The organism is Candidatus Chloroploca sp. Khr17, assembly GCF_004138165.1.
In the GTDB taxonomy this organism is placed as follows: domain Bacteria; phylum Chloroflexota; class Chloroflexia; order Chloroflexales; family Chloroflexaceae; genus Chloroploca.
This window is the reverse complement of the sequence record NZ_RYFF01000055.1, coordinates 1-19,200: the sequence shown is the minus strand read 5'-3', so window position 1 is coordinate 19,200 and position 19,200 is coordinate 1. Positions and strand designations below refer to the sequence as shown.

The following is a 19,200-nucleotide window of genomic DNA, read 5'->3' as shown; positions in this document are numbered from 1 at the left end:
GTCGGTTTTGCCAAGGTGCAGTGAGGATCTAACGTGGAACCTGTTGCGATCATCGGTCTGGGCGGTCTCTTTCCGGGGGCACACGCGCCCGAAGCGTTCTGGCGCACGCTGGCGGCGGGGGAGGATGGAACCTCGCTGCTGACCGCAACCGAACTCGGGGTTGATCCGGCCTTTTTCTTTGACCCTACCCGCCACAATTCTGATGGGTTTGCGTATGCGCGGGGTGGCTTCGTGCGCGCTTTCAGCTTTGACCCGCACGGCTTTGCGCTGCCCGCGACAATGCTGCAAGGGCTTGATCCGCTCTACACCTGGTCACTCGAGGTGGCCCGGCAAGCGTTACGCGATAGTGGCTACCTGGGTGACGAGGCGAGGCTCGCCCGGTGTGGCGTGATCCTGGGCAACCTCTCGTTCCCGACACGCTCGTCGCATCGGTTGATCGCGCGACTCTACACGAGCGCGGTTGCCGATGCGCTGCGTGATGCGCTGGGAGGGCGACCGGTGCAACTGGACGAACTGCCGCCGTTGTCCGAGGGCAGCACGTCCAACCCGCTGAACGGGCGCATCTCGGGGCAACCGGCCAGTCTGATCGCCAGGGCCTGTGGGCTTGGCAGCGTTCACTATGCGCTCGACGCCGCGTGCGCATCGTCGCTCTATGCGCTCAAGTTTGCCTGCGACTGCCTGGCTTCGGGCAAAGCCGACCTGATGCTGGCCGGGGCGGTGAGTTGCGCCGATCCACTCTTTGTGCATACGGGTTTCTCGATCTTCCAGGCCTATCCGCCCGAAGGCGGAACGAGTCGCCCGCTTGACCGCGGCTCTAAGGGCCTGACCTCGGGCGAGGGCGCGGGTATGGTGGTGCTCAAACGACACGCCGATGCCCTGCGCGACGGCGACCGGATCTACGGGATCATCAGAGGCATCGGGCTTTCGAACGACGGGGCTGGCAAACACCTGCTCGTGCCCAATCCCAAAGGGCAGCATCTCGCCTTTGAGCGAGCCTACGCCTCGGCGGGTGTCTCGCCAGCAACTATTCGTTATGTCGAGTGCCACGCGACTGGCACCCCGGTCGGCGACATTGTTGAACTCAACAGTATGGAGCGCTTTTTCGGGGCCTATGGTGCGGCGCCCTGGCTTGGCTCGGTCAAATCAAATTTTGGGCACCTGTTGACCGCCGCAGGCATGGCGGGCTTGCTCAAGGTTGTGCTGAGTATGCAGCACAATCAACTACCGCCGACCATCGGCATCAACGAGCCGCTTGTCTCGCAGGGGGGCACCGTTGGCGGCGCAGGCATTGTGCAGCGCCTGACGCCCTGGCCCGAGCAAGCCGGGCCGCGGCGGGCGGGCATCAGTGCCTTCGGGTTTGGGGGCACCAATGCCCACCTGATTCTGGAAGGCAATGGTGAGTTTGCGGAAGGACGACCATTTCAGATTGCAGATTTTGGCTTGCAGATTGCCGCGTATGACGGTTCCTTGCGCTCTGGCAGAACGACCGATGATATAACCGACAAAAGTCAGGCAACGCAGATGCCCCTGGCAATCATTGGCATGGATATCTGTCTCGGGCCATACAAAGATCGCAGCGCCTTTGAGCAGGGCACATATGCGGGCGACATGGCGAAATACCCGCTGCCACCGAGGCGTTGGCACGAGCACGAGACGCATCCGGCTCTGGCGAGCCACTTTGGCCTGCCTGGAGGCAGCGCACCCGAAGGGGCGTACCTCCAGGGCTTTGCGTTTGACTTTTTGCGGGCCAAGATCCCGCCCGACGCGACGGATCAACCGCTGGCGCAGCAACTCTTGCTGTTGCGCGTCGCCGACGGGGCGCTGCGCGATGCCCAGATCGAGCGTGGGGCGCATGTCGCGGTGATTGTTGCGATGGAGGCCGAAGCTGCGATCCATCAATTGCGCGGGCGGCAGGATCTGACCTGGCAATTGCCGCGTCTCTGCGAGCACATGGGCCTGCACCTAACCCCAGAAGAAGAGGCAGAACTCACAACCAGCCTAAAAGACGCCCTGCATCCACGCGCCCAAGTCAATCAGTATCTCAGCTTCATCGGCAACATCATGGCCTGTCGGGTCGCCGCGCTCTGGGATCTCAGCGGGCCGGCCTTCACCCTCTCGGCTGACGAGAGTTCGGCGACACGAGCGCTGGAAACGGCACAAACCCTGCTTGCCGACGCGAACCTGGAAGCAGTTGTGGTTGCGGCAGTGGATCTGGCCGGCAGCATTGAACGGATCTTGCTCGATCCACGGCGCACCGCCACTCCGCTGCATCCGGGCGAAGGCGCGGGTGCCGTGGTACTCAAACGTGCCGAGGCCGGTCGGCCTACGCCTGCCTATGCGACCATCGAGGCCATTGCAGTCAGTTCATCCGCCGGGCGCAGCCGCTCGGTCTTGCCGCACGAGCCTGATCGCCAGGCGCTTGAGACGGCCGCTCGGCTAGCGCTTAAAACCGCCCATGTCACCCCGGCGAGCATTGGGTACCTGGATGTCCACCAACTTACACCATTGCCGATGGCAGATTTTGGCTTGGAGATTGCCGCGCATGACGCTCCAATGCGCTCTAGCTCATGTGCGCTTGGCTCGGCCCAGGCGCAGGTAGGGCAGACAGGCGCGGTGAGTGGCATGGTCAGCTTGATCCGCACGACCCTTGCACTGCACGGACGCTACCTCCCGGCGGTGACGACGGGGGCCAGTCTGCCGTCAGCCGCGCAACTGGCGGACACCCCCTTCTATCTGCCCGAAGCCTCGCGCCCCTGGCTCACCGGGCCTGGAGAAGGCCGTCGCGCCGCCATCAGCACGCTCGGGAGCGACGGGTGCGCCAGCCATCTGGTGCTCGCCGAGGCGACCGACAGAACGCGTGAGCGCGAGGCTTCAACCGTGGCCCACTACACCCGCATCTGGCTCGTGCCCCTGGTCGGCGATCATCAGGCCGAACTGCACGACAGCCTGGCTGCACTGAAAAGCACCCTTGAAACAGGCACGCCGCTGGAGGCGATCGCGGAGCAGGCTTTGCGCTCCAGTCAGGTGCGCGCTGAGGCCCGTTACAGTGTGAGTCTGCTGGCCCGCACAACCAACGAATTGCTACGCGAAGTCGGTTTTGCCGAACGGGGTGTTGCCGAAGCCTTTGCGACCGGGCAAACCTGGGAAACGCCGCTCGGCAGCTATTTCACCCCGCAGCCACTCGGCCCGCACGCCGAGGTTGCCTTTGTTTACCCAGGGGCCTTCAGCGCCTACCCAGGGCTCGGGCGCGATCTGTTGCAACTCTTCCCGGGGTTGCACGAACGCCTCGGCGCACTGGTGCGTGATGTGCCCGAGCTGATTGGTGCGACACGCCTCTACCCGCGCTACCGGGGCCAGCCTGGGCAAAACGAGCTTGATCAGGCCAAGGCCGTGTTGCGCAGCGATCCCCCCGGAATGGTGCAGACAAGCCTGGCCTTTACGCTGCTCTTTACGACGGTATTGCGTGAGTACTTCAAGCTGCAACCAACGGCAGCCTTTGGCTACAGCATGGGCGAAGCGAGCATGCTCTGGGCGATGGGGGCATGGCAAGCAAGTGATGCAGCCCTGGCGAAACTCCGCCAATTGCCGCTCTTTACGCGACGACTGGCGGGACGCCACGAGGCCGTACGCGCCTATTTTGGCCTTGATCCAGCGGGGGATGAGGCATGTTGGAGCATCTACACCGCCCGTGTCAACGCAACCCAGGCGCAGGCGCGGCTCCGTGGCGAGCAACGCGCCTTCTTGACGCACATCAACACCCCCGACGAAGTGGTCATTGCCGGCGAGCCAGCAACGGTGCGGGCGATCATTGCCGACCTGGGCTGTGAAGCATTTCAGGCGCCCTTCAACACAGCGATCCACTGCCCGGCGATGCGCTCGGAGTATGATCTGCTGGTTGAACTGAATCATGTGACCACGGTTGATGTGCCGGGGATCCGTTTTTACAGTGCCGCAACGATGCGCCCGACCGTGCTTGAGGCGAATGTGATTGCCCACAACATCGCCCGGGCGACCTGCCAGTCAGTGGATTTTCCGCAGTTGGTGCAACAGGTGTACGCTGATGGGGCCAGGATCTTCATCGAGGCCGGGCCGGCCAATGCATGCAGCCGCTGGATTGGTACGATCCTCGCAGGGCAACCGCACTTCGCTGGCGCAGTGAATCGGCAGGGCAGCGATGATGCAACGAATCTCTTGACGCTCCTTGCGCGTCTGCAGAGCCAGCGGGTTGCGCTTGATCTGACGCCGCTGCTGCCGGTGAGGCGCGATGAAGTGGCTGGGCGTAGTCTGATGAAGTGGATTGCGCTCGGGGGGAAGGGCGTACGGGGAGTGGTGCCGGAATTTTTTAACGCAGAGGATGAGCCGGAATTTTTTAACGCAGAGGCGCGGGGGCGCGGAGGCGCAGAGGACGGGCCGGAGTTTTTTAACGCAGAGGCGCGGGGGCGCGGAGGCGCGGAGGATGGGCCGAAATTTTTTAACGCAGAGGCGCGGGGGCGCGGAGGCGCGGAGGATGGGCCAGTGAATGTGATTGAGCGACATCAAGCGTGGTTGGCCGAGCGGCATGCGTTGTTGCGGGCGTATGGTGAGCGGTTATCACGGCAGCAGGATGCGACGACGCCGATCAGCGTCACGCCCTCGGAGAATGGGGTTGTTGCCGCAGAGGCAGCCAAAGCAGCGGTGGCGGTGATCTGGGACGAGGCGGCCTTGCTCGAATTTGCCGGTGGCGCGATTGCCAAGGTTTTTGGGCCAACCTATGCCAGTATTGACCAGTATCACCGGCGGGTACGGTTGCCGTTGCCGCCGTATCTGCTCGTGAGTCGCGTAACCCACCTCGATGCTACATGCGGATCTTTCCAACCATCAAAAATCACCACTGAATATGACATTCCACCCGATGCCTGGTACAGCGTCGATGGGCAAGCGCCAACGGCGGTGGCGGTCGAGTCGGGCCAGTGCGACCTATTGTTGATCAGCTATCTGGGCATTGATTTCGAGTGTCGCGGCGAGCGCGTCTACCGGTTGCTCGACTGCACGTTGACCTTCCTTGATGACCTGCCCAAAGAGGGCGAGACGCTGCGCTACGATATTTCGATCAACTCGTTTGCGCGCAGTGGCGATACGCTGCTCTTCTTTTTCAGCTACGAATGTTTCGTCGGCGAGCGGATGGTGCTCAAGATGGACGGCGGCTGCGCCGGGTTCTTTACCGATAGCGAACTTGACCATGGGCGCGGGGTGGTCGACTCAAAAGACGATCTCGAACAGCGCCGTCAAGCGGTCAAGCAGATGTTTGTGCCACCGTTGGCGAGCAGTCGCCGCTCGTTGAGTGAGACGGATCTCGATCAGTTGATTGCGGGGCACCTGGAAGCCTGCTTTGGCCCGAGCTATGCCCAGGGCGGGCGCAATGCTTCGTTGCGGCTACCGATACGCCAGATGCTGATGCTGAGCCGCATTGCCTCGCTTGACCCGCACGGCGGCGACTGGGGCCTTGGTCTCGTCATTGGCGAACAGGATCTCACCCCCGAAAGCTGGTTCTTCCCGTGCCATTTCTCGGATGATCAGGTGATGGCCGGCTCGCTGATGGCCGAAGGCTGTAGCCAGTTGCTCCAGATCTATATGCTCTTCCTCGGCCTGCAAACCTACACCTTCGACGCACGCTTCCAGCCGGTGCCCGAGGTGGCGCAGGTCGTGCGCTGCCGGGGCCAGGTGACACCAATCACCAGTACGTTGATCTATCGCATGGAGGTCACGGCACTCGGGGTTGAGCCAGAGCCATATGCGTATGCGAATATTGATGTGATTTTGGAAGGACGCATTGTCGTCCGCTTCAAGGATCTAGCGCTCAAACTGGCCGAGAAGAACCCTCAGCTCACACCGCCGCGTCTTGCGGAACATCCGGCGCACAACGAACCAGTGGCCTACAACGAAGACCAATTGCAGCACTTCACAACCGGCTCGATGGTCGCCTGTTTTGGCCCGGACTACGCCATCTTCGAGGGACGCCGCACCCCGCGCAACCCCAATGGCGACTTGCAACTGCTCAGTCGTATCGTGCATCTCGAAGGGCAGCGCGGCGACCTGCGCGACGGCGCGTACCTGATCGGCGAATATGACGTGCCGATCAATCCCTGGTTCTGCCATCGCAACAGCTACCCAACCACACCCTATGCCGTCTTGATGGAGATCGGACTGCAACCGTGTGGTTTCCTCACGACAGCGCTCGGGTCAACCCTGACCGACCCCGAGCAAGACTTCTACTTCCGGAACCTGGATGGCAGCGGGCATCTGTTACGCGAGGTAGACCTGCGAGGCAAACGGATCGCGAGCCGGGCAACGCTGCGCAAGTCGAATGCGATTGCCGGCATTATCATCCAGACCTTTGACTTTGGCTTGAGTGTGGACGGAAGCGATTTTTATGTAGGCGACGCGGCCTTCGGCTTCTTCAGCAAAAGCGTGCTCGCCAACCAGACCGGCCTGGACGGAGGCAAAACGACTGCACCCTGGTTGGTCACGAGTGGCAACCAGGCCAACTGCACCGAACTGGATCTGCGCGGCGATCGGCACCCACTCTTTACGGCACCACCAGGACGACCACACGAACGACTGGCCGGCGGTCAACTGAACCTGCTCGACCGGGTACTGGTGATGCCGGAAGGGGGCACGCACGGGGCGGGCTACATCTATGGCGAAAAACGGGTCGATCCAACAAACTGGTTCTTTCCGTGTCACTTCTACCTCGACCCGGTCATGCCCGGCTCGCTCGGCGTCGAGGCGATCAGCGAAGCCGTGCAAGCGTACGCCCTCTTTTGCGGCATCGGTCGCGAGTTACCAGCGCCCCATTTTGCCCCAGCCATTGATCAACGCACCGTCTGGAAATACCGCGGCCAGATCATCCCGACCACCGGCCTGATGAGCCTGGAGGCGCACATCACCCGGATCGAACAGCGCGGCCCAGCGATCGTCATCGTCGCCAACGCGAGTCTGTGGCGCGACGGCTTGCGAATTTATGAGGTGAAGGATCTGGGAATTGCGATCAATGCAGCAACAGGAAATAAGCAATGACACCAGGAGTCGAAGCCCACGCGCTCAGGATCGAGCGCGATCAACCGTATGCGCGACCGCGTTGGAGTGGCCCGCCTCAGTCAGTGTCTGTTGATGTTGCCGGGTGTCGTGCCGTTCTGTCTGAGCTTGCCCAGCCATGTTTTGTGGTGCGCATTGATGGTCAGATCGGACTGACGAACGCAGGTCAGGCTGGACAAGGCGGCGGGCCGGTTGAGGGTGAGTTGCTTGGCTGGCTGCCCCCGTCGCTGCCTGAGCACCTCGGGGCAGCGGCGTTTCGCACGACGCACGGGTTGCGATACGCCTACATGGCCGGGGCGATGGCCAACGGGATTGCGTCAGCCGAACTGGTGCTTGCCCTCGGCAAAGCCGGCATGCTTGGCTCGTTTGGGGCAGCCGGGCTTGTGCCAAGCGTCATTGAGGCGACGATTGCCCGGATCCAGGCCGAACTGCCGCATGGCCCGTATGCCTTCAACCTCATCCATAGCCCAAGCGAAGAGGCGCTGGAACGGCATGCGGTCGAACTCTACCTGCGGCACAGGGTACGTACGGTCGAAGCTTCGGCGTTTTTGAGCCTGACGCCACATATTGTCGCCTATCGAGTGGCCGGACTGAGCCGCCAACCCGATGGAAGGATCCACGCTGACAATCGTGTGATTGCCAAGATCTCGCGGCGCGAGGTTGCCGAGCCATTTATGCGCCCGGCCCCACCGGCCCTGCTGCAACCGCTCGTCGAAGCGGGAATCATCACGCCGCTTCAGGCTGAACTGGCCGCGCATCTCCCGATGGCCGACGATATCACGGTCGAAGCCGACTCGGGCGGGCACACCGACAATCGCCCGCTGGTCTGTTTGCTGCCGTCGATCCTGGCCCTGCGCGACACGATCCAGGCCGAACAGCGCTACCCGCAGATGGTACGTGTAGGGGCAGGCGGCGGCATTGGTACGCCCGAAGCGGCCCTGGGCGCATTGATGATGGGCGCAGCCTATCTCGTCACCGGCTCGATCAACCAGGCCTGCGTCGAGGCCGGTGCCTCGGCCCACACCCGCAAGTTGCTGGCCGAAGCGGGCATGGCTGATGTCACGATGGCCCCGGCGGCGGACATGTTTGAACTCGGCGTGAAACTACAGGTGCTCAAACGAGGCACCTTCTTCCCGATGCGCGCCCAGAAGCTCTACGAACTCTACCAGAAATACGACTCGCTCGACGCGATCAGCGCCCCTGAGCGCGAACAACTCGAACGGCAGATCTTTCGCCAACCGCTCGAGGCCATCTGGCAAGAGACCGAGCGCTTCTTTGCCGCCCGCGACCCAGCGCAACTCCAGCGCGCTGCCGACAACCCACGCCGCAAAATGGCCCTGGTCTTCCGCTGGTACCTGGGCCTCTCATCGCGCTGGTCGAATAGCGGCGAACCAGGGCGCGAACTCGATTATCAGATCTGGTGCGGGCCAGCGATGGGAGCCTTCAACGATTGGGTGCGCGGCACCTATCTCGAACCTTATACCGCCCGGCGGGTCGCCGATGTTGGCTTCCAGCTAATGACCGGGGCCGCCTACCTGGCCCGCCTGCAACAACTCCAAGCCCACGGCATCGCGCTCCCCGGAGCATTGCTTGGCTATCGTCCCTGATTGAGGGGTATCCTATGAACAGACGTGAATGGTTTCAAACTGAAGCAGCCCTTTCTTTGGAACGGCTCTTGCCACGAGTATCGGCTGAACTGGAGGAAGCACGCCACCACGACCCGACCGGCTACGTCCGCTTCGAGGCCCGGCTGAAACGGGAATGGCCGCGCCTCTTCGAACTCCTGCTTGATCTCTATGGGCAGCAGTACGACTTTTTTTATCACCTCGAAGCGATTCTCTTGAGTACAGCCCGCGCCTGGGCGTCACGGCGACCAGCCTTGCGTGCGCTTGATGAAGCGCGTGAAGCCGAGCCAACCTGGTTTCAGCAGCAGACCATGGTTGGTGCAGTGCTCTACGTTGATCTCTTTGCCGGAACGCTGACTGGTCTACGCGAGCGCCTGCCCCATCTCAAACAGCTTGGCATCACCTATCTTCACCTCATGCCCCTCTTTTTGGCCCCAGAAGGCAAAAATGATGGCGGCTATGCCGTGAGCAGCTACCGCACTGTGCAGCCTGAACTGGGCACAATGGAGGAACTGGCCGAACTCGCTGACACCTTCCGCGAGCAAGGCATCAGCCTCGTCGTTGATTTTGTCTTTAACCACACCTCTGACGAGCACGAATGGGCCCGACGAGCGCGGGCCGGTGAAGCGCGTTACGAACAGTTTTACTTCATCTTCCCTGATCGCACGATCCCCGACCAGTATGACCTGACGCTGCGCGAGATCTTTCCGACGGTGCGGCGGGGCAATTTCACCTGGGACGAGGCGATGGGCCGCTGGATCTGGACAACCTTTAACAGCTTCCAATGGGATCTCAACTATGCCAATCCCGAAGTCTTTCGGGTTATGGGTGAAGAATTGCTCTTTCTGGCGAATGTCGGGGTCGAAGTGCTCCGCCTTGATGCGGTCGCCTTTGTGTGGAAACGTCTCGGCACCAACTGCGAGAATCAGCCCGAGGCCCACAAGATCATTCAGGCCTATAATGCGTTGACCCGCATCGCCTGCCCCGCCCTGCTCTTCAAATCAGAGGCGATTGTCCACCCCGACGAAGTGGTCAAATACATTGACCAGGGTGAGGCGCAACTCTCGTACAACCCGTTGCTGATGGCACTCTGCTGGGAGGCGCTGGCGACGCGTGAGGTGCGGCTGCTGGCGCATTCACTGAGCACCCGCTGGCGCATTGCCGAAGGGTGCAGTTGGGTCAACTATCTGCGTGGGCACGATGATATTGGCTGGACGTTTGATGATGAGGATGCACGTGCGTTACAGATCGATCCGTGGGGGCATCGTCAGTTTCTCAATGCCTTCTACACCGGCGATCACCCGGCCTCGTTTGCCCGCGGGGTGCCTTTTCAGGCCAACCCCACCACAGGCGACGCCCGTATCAGTGGGACGCTCGCGTCACTGGCAGGCCTCGAAGCGGCGATGCAACAACGCGATCTGCGCCTGATCGACCTGGCCGTGCGGCGCATTCTCTTGCTGCACAGCATTATCTTGAGCGCAGGCGGGATGCCGTTGATCTACCTGGGCGACGAAGTGGCGACCCTCAACAACTATGACTACCTCTACGATCCGGCCCAGGCCGACGATAGCCGCTGGATCCATCGCGTCCGGTTCAACTGGGAGGCGCACGCCCGCTGGCGTGACCCGGAACTGCCCGAGGGCAAGATCTTCCACGCGCTGCAACGCCTCATTGCCCTGCGCAAAACCCAGCCCGCCCTAGCCGGTATGCACCTAGAGGTCTTTGCAACGGGCAACGCCCATCTGCTCGGCTATGTCCGGCGGCACAAAGGGTCACGGCTCATCATCATTGCCAATGTGAGTGAACTTCCGCAGCAACTGGAGGCCAATCGCCTGCGTCTGCATGGCTCAGGCTACCGCTTCCGCGACCTCGTAAGCACCAGCGAGATCGAGGCGAGCGGGACACTGAGCGTGGAAGCCTATCAATTTTTCTGGCTCGAACGCATGTGAATTACAACCGAGGAGTTTGCGCAAGCCACAAAACATCGGCGTTGCCGATGTTTTGTGGCTTGCGCAAACTCCTCGGGACAAAAAGCCCCCAAAACGCAGGCAAATGTGGTATCCTTCCTGGCTATGCCAGAGCTGATTACCTCCCCGAGCGGCCTCCGTATCCTCATTGAACCGTTGCCGCACACCTATTCTGTATCGATTGGATGTTTTGTGGCCGCCGGTGCGCGCCACGAGCCTCCGGTGCATAGTGGTGCGGCCCACTTTATTGAGCATATGCTCTTTAAGGGGACGCGGCGCTATCCGAACGCGCGCATGATTTCCCAGGCTGTCGAGGGGGTAGGCGGGATGCTCAATGCTTCAACCGCATACGAATCAACCGTCTACTATGCCAAAGTTGCGACCCTGCATATGCATCGAGCGCTTGACGTTCTGGGCGAAATGCTTCTGCGCCCGCTCTTTGATCTGCAGGAACTAGAAAAAGAACGCCGCGTCATCATCGAAGAGTTACGTGGCCTGCAGGATGCCCCGGGCGACTGGGTTCACGAGTTGCTCCAGCAGACCATGTGGACAGGAAGCGCCCTGGGGCGCGATATTGCCGGCAGCGTCGAGACGGTAAGCATGCTCACCCGGGCTGATCTGACCACCTTCTGGCAACGCCACTACAACCGTGCCAACATGATCATCTCGGTGGCAGGCAATCTTCAGCGTGATACGGTCGTAGACGCGATCAATGCGGCCTTTGATGGCTTGCCGTCGGGTTCGCACCTCCCTCCTCAGCCACGCCCGATCCCGCTGTCTGGCCCGCGTTTGACCATGCTCAGTCGTGACTGCGAGCAAGGCAACTTCTGTCTCGGCCTCCCCGGTCTCGCCTATAACGATCCTGACCGTCGCGCACTCCAGGTCCTCGACTCGATTCTTGGCGGGGGCATGTCGTCCCGCCTCTTCCAACTGCTCCGCGAAGAACACGGCCTCGCGTACCATGTCGGCTCATACCACAACGACCTCTCGGATAGCGGGACATGGGTGATGTATGGCAGCGTTGAGCCGGAAGCCTTGCGCGATGCCGTCGTGCTAGTGCTTGACACCCTGCGCGACCTGGTGCGCGGAGGCGTCACCCAGCCTGAACTAGAAATGATCAAAGAGCAGGTGAAAGGCGGCCTGCTGCTTTCGCTCGAAGACACCTGGTCGGTCGCCTCGCGCAACGGGGCGCATTTGCTCCGGTATGGACACGTCATACCGGTTGAACAGGTCATTGCTGAAGTCGAACAAGTCACGCTCGATGATGTGCAACGCGTAGCCCAGCGGCTCCTCCGCAGCAACGGACTCCACCTGGCCGTCATTGGCCCATATGCCGATGACGATGCGCTTGATCTCAAAGCAATGATCACCCAAGGAATTTAGCGGGCAAAAATCTATGGCTGATATCGCAATTGTTGGTGCAGGGGTAGCAGGCTTAGCCGCAGGGCAGGTCTTACAGCAGGCCGGATACAGTGTAACTGTCTTTGAGAAGAGTCGCGGGCCCGGTGGGCGCGTCGCCTCTTGTACCGTCGGCCTCTTTCGGGTTGACCATGGGGCGCAGGTGGTCAAGGCTCCAACGGCTGAATTGTTGAGTTTGGTGCAAGCAGTTGGGGGTGCCGAAGATCTGACGGCCCCGGTCTGGACGTTCGACGGCCAGGGGCGGGTCACGCCCGGCGATCCCGCGATGAACGCCGAACCCAAATGGGTCTGGCCGGGCGGCAATAGTGCGCTCGCCAAATATCTTGCCCGCGGGCTGCCCTTACGCACCGAGGTAACGATCGCCTCGTTGCGCCGGGTGGGCGCAGGGTACGATCTGGTGGAAAGCTCGGGCGGGGCTTTTGGCCCATACCAGGCGGTGCTCTTGACACCGCCAGCACCACAGGTAGCCCATATGCTGGCGACAAGCGCCGTCGAGCCTGCAGTCAAGCGTGAATTGCTTGCAGCGCTGGCCCCCGCCAGTTATCGGATGTGCCTTTCGATCGCCCTAGCCTACCCGCAGCGCCCACAAAAACCCTGGTACGCCCTGATCAATACCGATCGCCAGCATGCCATTGCCTGGCTTGCCTGCGAGCACAGCAAACCTGGACGCGCCCCGGCAGCAAACGGGTTGATCCTGGCCCAAATGGGGCCAGCCTGGAGTGCAGCCTACTGGGACGCCCTGATGAAAGGGCAGTACGGCGAAGAGGAAGAACTGCCAACCCCATTGGCCCAGGTTCACGCGATGGTCTGCGGCTTCATTGGCACCAACCTGGGTGCTCCCCTCTGGGTCGATGTGCATCGTTGGCGCTACGCGCTTGCCAGCACACCCTACCTGGCGGCGGCCAGCGCAGGGCGGGCAGGCATCTATGTGGCGGGCGATGGCGAACAAGGCCTGGGGCGAGTTCACCTGGCGATTGAAAGCGGTTGGCGGGCGGCACAACGGATCATCAGCAGGATGTAGATTTAGGGGAAGGAGTCCTCTTTGATGGCAGCTTATGAGCAAAAATAGAACGATCTTTGTCATTTTCGGAGGCTTTTTCCTACTGTCTTGCATCCTCATCCCCCTGTTTGCGTTGATTGTGTCGCTACCGCCAGAGCATAGCGTACGCCGGGTGGTGGTGACCACGTTCTGGTTGTGTGGCTTTGTAGGCTTGCCCCTCTTTGTCGTGGCAGGGCTTGGGTGGACATTGTGGGATAACTGGCAGTCGCGCCAAGTCGCACGCCATCTGGCCGGGGTTTTGGGCCTGGAGCCGCTGCATAATGCGCCAAACCTGATGCAGCAATGGTATGGCGGGTGGCTGCATGGCCGGGCCTTTGGCCTCAAGCCGGTCGTTTTTCTCTCGCGGTCGTATGACGGCGCACATCATCGCTCGAGCTTTCAGGCGACATTCTACCTGCGCATGGCGCTGGCGGTTAACATACCCCAGCCACTCAATGTCACGGTGGAACGTACCCACAACGACCATAGCGCGACAACAAGCCTGAGCACTGCTTTTCCTACGCTCGAACACGGGGAACGGCTGCCCCATCGTGCGCAGGATGCACTGCTCCACTTTGTGCAACAAGGCGATCGCAACCTGCGCCTGCTCGATCGCGCCGCTGTGCCAGATGCCCTGATGCCGCCAGAAATCTTGACTGACGCAATCATTGTGCTCATCCACGACCAAGCCAGGCCGCGGTCAATGACCCCGACCGCGCTCGAGGTGTTGCTCAACGAGTTGAGCATGGTCGCTGCGGGACTAGAAGAGGCTGACCCCAAGGGTGAGTTGGGGTGAAGAAGATGATCCATCTACACGGCGCTCTACCGGAACAGCAGTGCGGCCTACCCGCGTATCCAAAAACCCGCCGATGCGGTACATAAACAAGGCGCAAAGCCGTGCGCTCACTGCATCGGAAAGAGACTATGGATCAGTATCGGCTCCGCATGAAAGAATTGCCCCAGACGGATCAGCCCCGCGAGCGGCTGGCGCAACTGGGGCCGACGGCGCTGAGTGACGCCGAATTGCTGGCGATCTTGTTGCGCGTCGGCATCCCCGGCTTCAACGTCCTGCAACTTGCGCAGCAAACCCTGGTGGAATGCGAAGGCTGGCCGGGTCTGTTGCGCATAGAATATAACGATCTCTGTCAACGGCGCGGCTTTGGTGCCGCGAAAGCCGCCACCGTCAAAGCCTCGCTCGAAATCGGACGACGCCTCTTGCTCACCGGGCCAGACACCCGCTTCCAGATCAAATCACCCGCCGACGCCGCCTCGCTCTTGATGCTCGAAATGAGCCACCTCGACCAAGAGCACCTGCGGGCGGTCTTGCTCGACACCAAAAACCGGGTACAACAAATCACCACGATCTACATTGGCTCGGTCAACAGCGCCATGATCCGTGTCGGCGAAGTCTTCAAAGAAGCCATCCGGCGCAACAGCGCCGCGCTCATTCTTGCGCACAATCATCCCTCCGGCGACCCATCGCCCTCCCCCGAAGACATCCTCGTCACCCGGCAAATCGTCGAAGCCGGCAAACTCCTTGACTGCGAAGTCCTGGACCATCTGATCATCGGACGCGGGCGTTATGTCAGCATGCGCGAGCGAGGGTTAGGGTTTCCCACGTGAGTGTCGGGTCGCGCGTAACTCCGGAATGGAATTGTAATGAACCCAATAATTTAGACCCTCACTCGGCCAAGGTTCCGCATCGGCGGGCAGGGTGACCAAGTCAACCACCCGCCGCTCCTCGCGAGTGACGGTCAGGGAGGCGTTCTTTTTGGGTTTGCCGCTGGGCGTGCGGCGCTCGGCCTCCGAGGAGTGATCGGTCGGGGGCGCAGAGGGCGGCGTGGGTGGTTTGATGTCGGGCTTCGCCGACTGCCCCTTCAGCCGTGCGTGCTCATCACGCAGGTGCTGGTTTTCAATCCTCAGTGCCCCATGCTCGGCGGCAAGCGCCTCAATGAGGTTCAGCAGCTGAATCACGATCTGGCGCGTTACCAGATCGGGAAGAGCATCCAGGTTGATGTCGAAAATCTGCATCGCAAAGAGTGTACCAGATCTCGGCGGGCTTGTCACGACACGATCACGCGCTTATGGAGAGGATACGTTGGATTCTCTGTTTTCTTGTTGCCATATGTACCCTATAATTTTATAGCTTTGATGGTGAATATATTGTTGGATCCAATCCATCACGATGGCGACCTAATATAAGAAACCATCGACCATTCATTTGTTGAAGAAAGATTTTATCTTGGAAATCATAAACCCCTTGCTGTGTTACGTACGTCCCATGAATAATAGCTATCGATCTTGTTGATCCAAAATCAGATCTATATTTTATAGTTAAATCACATAATAATCCCTTACCCCATGAGGTAACTATCGATCTGATCTTGAAACCATTTCCTCTTCTGATCGCCACTACGATCCCACGTATCGGCATAGGGAATATCCGTGTCGCAAAGGAAGAATACGTCGTACCGCTTCTCCGCTTCCTTTGCCAGGCGGGTCAGAACCGGACCGGCGGTGCCATGGTAGTCCTTCGCGAAGACATATGTTGTCATGGGGTTTGTGTCGCAAAAGACGATATCCAGGCTGGGAGCGCGACGAAGCAAACCACGAACAATGTTGTTACGGATACTGCTGCACGATTTCTTCTGCCGTCGCTCCCTCTCGAAACGCAACAACCACGGTGTCGAGCGTAACGCGCGTGCCACCGACACGTATCACTCCGTGCTGGTCGGCGGCACGTGGAACCGCTTCGCTCCGCTATATTAACAGAACACACCTTACACCCCCGGCTGATCTTCCTCTTCTGGCACATCGCGCGTAATACCTGGCACGATTTCGGGAATGAAGCTGACTTGCTCATAGATAGCTTGCAAGGCCAATGATCCCTGAATTGAGGTGATCGGAATAATCGCTTCAAGCCCAATAGCCTCAGAAAAAACCCATTCATTCTGTTCATGACGGACAAAGCGCTCGACATAGGGTTTGTCTTGTGCGATGAGAATGTATTCTTGCAGCGAGGTGATCGTGCGGTAATGCTGGAATTTCATGCCCCGATCGTATCGCTCCGTTGATGGCGATAAGATCTCGATAATGACGGTTGGATTGATGACGGTGTCCCGCTTGACGGGATCCGTAAACTGGGTCTGACCACACACAATGGTAAAATCAGGATAGGTATTCAGTCCCGTTTTGATGACTTTCACCCGCATGTCACTCGGATAGGCGCGGCACGAGCGCCCGCGGAGGTGGGTATGCAGGGCTGCGGCGATATTGAGGGCGATGATATTATACTGCTCGCTTGCCCCCGCCATGGCATACACGGTGCCCGCATAATATTCATGCTTGATTGTTTTCGTGCACTCTGGGTTGCTTTCTTCCGCGGTTTTTTGTTCGGGATCAACTGAATAAGGGCGCGGAGGGCGGTATTGACCGCTTCGGCATCCGGGAAATACGCTTGGACATCGCGATCCAAGAGAATACTTCCTTCATGCCGGGTAATGTGTTGGATGGTCGTAGTTCCGTCTATCTGATGCACACGGATCGTATATCCATCGCGCATACGCTGATAATATTTCCCACGGACTCCGGTCTTTCCCGAAAACTGGTACACCTTCGAAAAATCGCGCCAAGGTTGCTGCCGCGCCAGCGGCGTCTGTGTGCAAGGCGTTGTTGGCCGGCAGCGCCAGAACGCTTGCGGCAGCAGTGAAACAAGCGGATCGGCGTTCATGTGGCGAGAGGTATACCAAGGTATAAGACGTTGAGCAAGGTTCAAGGCGACGTCTCATGGCAGCGCCTGCGCACGCTTGTTTATGGAAAGTAGCGATAGATGTCACGGCGATGGAGGAATCGCACGACGGTTATGGCCTCGCCTTCGACGAACAGCCCGAGCCGGTAATCACCGATCCGAATGCGATAATACGGCCCCTCACTCGTCAAATGTTTGACGTTTGGGATGTCGTGCAAGGATGGGCTTTGTTCGATCTGTTCCAACACGGCTTGCACCTCTTGGAGCAGCGCGTTCTGGCGGATCTTCTTCAGGTCTTTCGCAAAACTCCGACGGAAGATGATCTTCACCGCTTGGCTCCTAAGAGGGCAAAGATTTCCTCTCGACTGACGATCTCGGTCGCTTCCCCTTCTTTAATGGCCTGCACGAACGCACTATCTTCGAGTGCCTCGACCATAAGTGCCGAGAACCACTCGCGCCGTTGCTCAAGCACCTCAACCAAGGCTTCTTTCAGCAGTGCCTTGAGCCGGGTTTCATCGGAAAGGGTCACACTCATCGTTGCCTCCATCAGGCGCTAAGGTAATCCGTGTGCCGGCAATTGAGAGACCGCGGCTCGTCCGTACCACGGTTGTGTGATCACGCATCGCTGTATTCGTCATAGCTTTCCTCCGCGACGACGATATCACTACGGCTATTGTACCATAGAGCGATAGTCGTGGCAGCGAACGTCTGTGCGATCGGGACGCTTCTCCAGGTGGCGGCGTTTGATAGGCCGCCCAACATGAATTAGACAGCGATTCAGCGGCCTAGATGAGCCTTACCCGTGCTCTACCGCGATGATACCACCTACATCTGCTCTGTATGGTGCGACGCCGCACGGTTGCCGCCTATCCACGAGCCTAGTCAGTGCGAGGCCGCTTCTTTTGTGTCTAGGATACGACATGCCGTATCATTCAAGCTGATCAAATAGTATGCATCAGAGAAGCTGTTGTACACTTAGATTTATCTCTAAAAAAGAAGTGCGAATGAATTTGTTACCGAATTCGCCTCGGCTTGCTCAATCAGGTACGCACCGCTGTCCGCCGGAAACCCTATGCATTCCGCACCGACGAGGCCTCGTCCCAATGCGGTTCAAAGATACTGTTGGCAAACTCGGTTTTTAACCATGTTGTCCCCTCTGAGGAGGCAAAACAGGCGTTGTGGCGCTGTCACTCCCCACTCAGGCCCGCAAATGGCTTGGCTGAGGAGCTTGCTTCCCCACCGACGCTCGTTTGCCACCAGTATCTTGCAAAGAAGCTCACGCGAAGGCGCGAAGGCGCGAAGGGTTCGCTCACGTACGCGAAAAACGTTGCGCCTTTGCGTCAAAACAAGCGCCTTCTTTGCAGGGGATTGGTGCGAGGCCGCTTCTTCGCTCGTCGAGCGTGGTTGCCCGCACCGCTGGCAGCGGGCGCGGGAGGTCGATGACGGGCGGTGGTTGCACGGGATGGTGGGCTGCGGGGATGGGAAAACGCAATGCTTGCTCTTCCGCAGTCGAACGCGTTGCCTTTCCGATCATCCGCAGATGACGCAGATGAGCACTTCCGCATCTGCGTCATCTGCGTCATCTGCGGACACTATCGAACCCTCCTGGGATGTTGCATCAGCCCTGCTCCATAATCAGCATCCTCCTCAGATCGTAACTTTTATCCTCTAATAGACGTTTTATTGTGTAGGTTCCCTTGACATCACGTTGCCCGTGTCGCATACTTACGCCGAAGCCGCACAATGCAGAAGGATACGCATGGCTCCCAGCCTCACCCCACACGAGTTTATTGCGAAGTGGTCTGGCGATACGCGCAAAGAGCGCAGTGTGAGTCAGGAGCACTTTATTGATCTCTGTCGCCTGGTCGGCCACGAGACGCCGGGCGAGAATAGGGATGGGACGCTGGTGTTTGAAGCGGGCGCGGCGAAGAGTGCGGGTGGTCAAGGTTGGGCTGATGTCTGGAAGAAAGGCCACTTTGGCTGGGAGTATAAGGGGCCGCGTGCTGACCTCGGCAAGGCGTTTCAGCAACTCCAGCAGTACCGCGACTCGCTCCAGAACCCGCCATTGCTGGTCGTTTCCGATATTCAGACCATCGTTATTCATACCAATTTTGTCAATACGGTTAAGCAGACGCAAACGCTCGCGTTGGCCGATCTGGAGACGCCTGAAGGCTTGCAGATCCTCCGCAAGGTCTTCTTTCACCCGTATGCGCTTGAGCCAAGCCTGACGATTCAGCAGGTGACGGAAGCCGCCGCAGCTGAGTTTGCCCGGCTTGCCGATTTGCTCCGTCGTTATGGTGAACAGCCTCAGGCGATTGCCCATTACTT

The 19,200-nt window shown here is 59.7% G+C and carries 13 protein-coding genes and 1 pseudogene; 8 read left to right on the top strand and 6 right to left on the bottom strand.

Annotated features, from left to right (window positions below; all coding sequences use genetic code 11):
* Nucleotides 1-33: 33 nt before the first annotated feature.
* From EKD05_RS21410 to radC, 7 genes are all read left to right on the top strand, one after another.
* Nucleotides 34-7,056 (top strand): PfaB family protein, encoded by a 7,023-nt coding sequence (locus tag EKD05_RS21410; RefSeq protein ID WP_129676971.1) that lies wholly within the window; start codon nucleotides 34-36, stop codon nucleotides 7,054-7,056.
* Nucleotides 7,053-8,681, top strand: coding sequence for a PfaD family polyunsaturated fatty acid/polyketide biosynthesis protein (locus tag EKD05_RS21405; RefSeq protein WP_129676969.1), 1,629 nt, complete (start codon nucleotides 7,053-7,055; stop codon nucleotides 8,679-8,681). Before EKD05_RS21410 ends, EKD05_RS21405 begins: the two co-directional genes overlap by 4 nt.
* Before the next feature lie 14 nt (nucleotides 8,682-8,695).
* Complete coding sequence (locus EKD05_RS21400) at nucleotides 8,696-10,648, top strand: amylosucrase (RefSeq protein WP_129676967.1); 1,953 nt, start codon at nucleotides 8,696-8,698, stop codon at nucleotides 10,646-10,648.
* Between the two features lie 123 nt (nucleotides 10,649-10,771).
* A complete protein-coding gene (locus EKD05_RS21395) occupies nucleotides 10,772-12,049 on the top strand; it encodes a pitrilysin family protein (protein ID WP_129676965.1) in 1,278 nt (425 codons plus the stop codon).
* 13 nt (nucleotides 12,050-12,062) lie between these two features.
* The gene (locus EKD05_RS21390; RefSeq protein ID WP_129676963.1) at nucleotides 12,063-13,106 is read left to right on the top strand and encodes an NAD(P)/FAD-dependent oxidoreductase; all 1,044 of its coding nucleotides are present in this window, start codon (nucleotides 12,063-12,065) and stop codon (nucleotides 13,104-13,106) included.
* A gap of 34 nt (nucleotides 13,107-13,140) precedes the next feature.
* A complete protein-coding gene (locus EKD05_RS21385; RefSeq protein ID WP_129676961.1) occupies nucleotides 13,141-13,920 on the top strand; it encodes a hypothetical protein in 780 nt (259 codons plus the stop codon).
* Nucleotides 13,921-14,048: 128 nt separating this feature from the next.
* Nucleotides 14,049-14,747: a DNA repair protein RadC gene (radC, locus tag EKD05_RS21380; RefSeq protein ID WP_129676959.1), complete on the top strand. Its 699-nt coding sequence runs from the start codon at nucleotides 14,049-14,051 to the stop codon at nucleotides 14,745-14,747.
* Here radC and EKD05_RS21375 read toward each other — a convergent pair.
* The 6 genes and pseudogenes from EKD05_RS21375 to EKD05_RS21345 all read right to left on the bottom strand — a co-directional run bounded on the left by EKD05_RS21375 (nucleotide 14,730) and on the right by EKD05_RS21345 (nucleotide 17,407).
* Nucleotides 14,730-15,155: a hypothetical protein gene (locus EKD05_RS21375; protein WP_129676957.1), complete on the bottom strand. Its 426-nt coding sequence runs from the start codon at nucleotides 15,153-15,155 to the stop codon at nucleotides 14,730-14,732. The genes radC and EKD05_RS21375 overlap by 18 nt on opposite strands.
* Nucleotides 15,156-15,478: 323 nt before the next feature.
* On the bottom strand, nucleotides 15,479-15,730 hold the full coding sequence (locus tag EKD05_RS21370; RefSeq protein ID WP_205704023.1) for an ATP-binding protein: 252 nt from the start codon (nucleotides 15,728-15,730) through the stop codon (nucleotides 15,479-15,481).
* Between the two features lie 19 nt (nucleotides 15,731-15,749).
* Nucleotides 15,750-15,845: pseudogene (locus EKD05_RS27290) on the bottom strand (DUF433 domain-containing protein); the annotation flags it as partial.
* A gap of 59 nt (nucleotides 15,846-15,904) precedes the next feature.
* Entirely contained in the window at nucleotides 15,905-16,474 is a 570-nt protein-coding gene (locus EKD05_RS21360; protein ID WP_255427259.1) for a Uma2 family endonuclease, read from the bottom strand.
* Between the two features lie 460 nt (nucleotides 16,475-16,934).
* Nucleotides 16,935-17,201 (bottom strand): type II toxin-antitoxin system RelE/ParE family toxin, encoded by a 267-nt coding sequence (locus tag EKD05_RS21350; RefSeq protein ID WP_129676949.1) that lies wholly within the window; start codon nucleotides 17,199-17,201, stop codon nucleotides 16,935-16,937.
* The gene (locus EKD05_RS21345) at nucleotides 17,198-17,407 is read right to left on the bottom strand and encodes a hypothetical protein (RefSeq protein WP_129676947.1); all 210 of its coding nucleotides are present in this window, start codon (nucleotides 17,405-17,407) and stop codon (nucleotides 17,198-17,200) included. The genes EKD05_RS21350 and EKD05_RS21345 overlap by 4 nt, the downstream gene beginning before the upstream one ends.
* A 1,224-nt stretch (nucleotides 17,408-18,631) precedes the next feature.
* Between EKD05_RS21345 and EKD05_RS21340 the strand changes: the two genes are divergently transcribed.
* A partial coding sequence (locus EKD05_RS21340; RefSeq protein ID WP_370374927.1) for a type IIL restriction-modification enzyme MmeI occupies nucleotides 18,632-19,200 on the top strand: 569 nt, incomplete at its 3' end.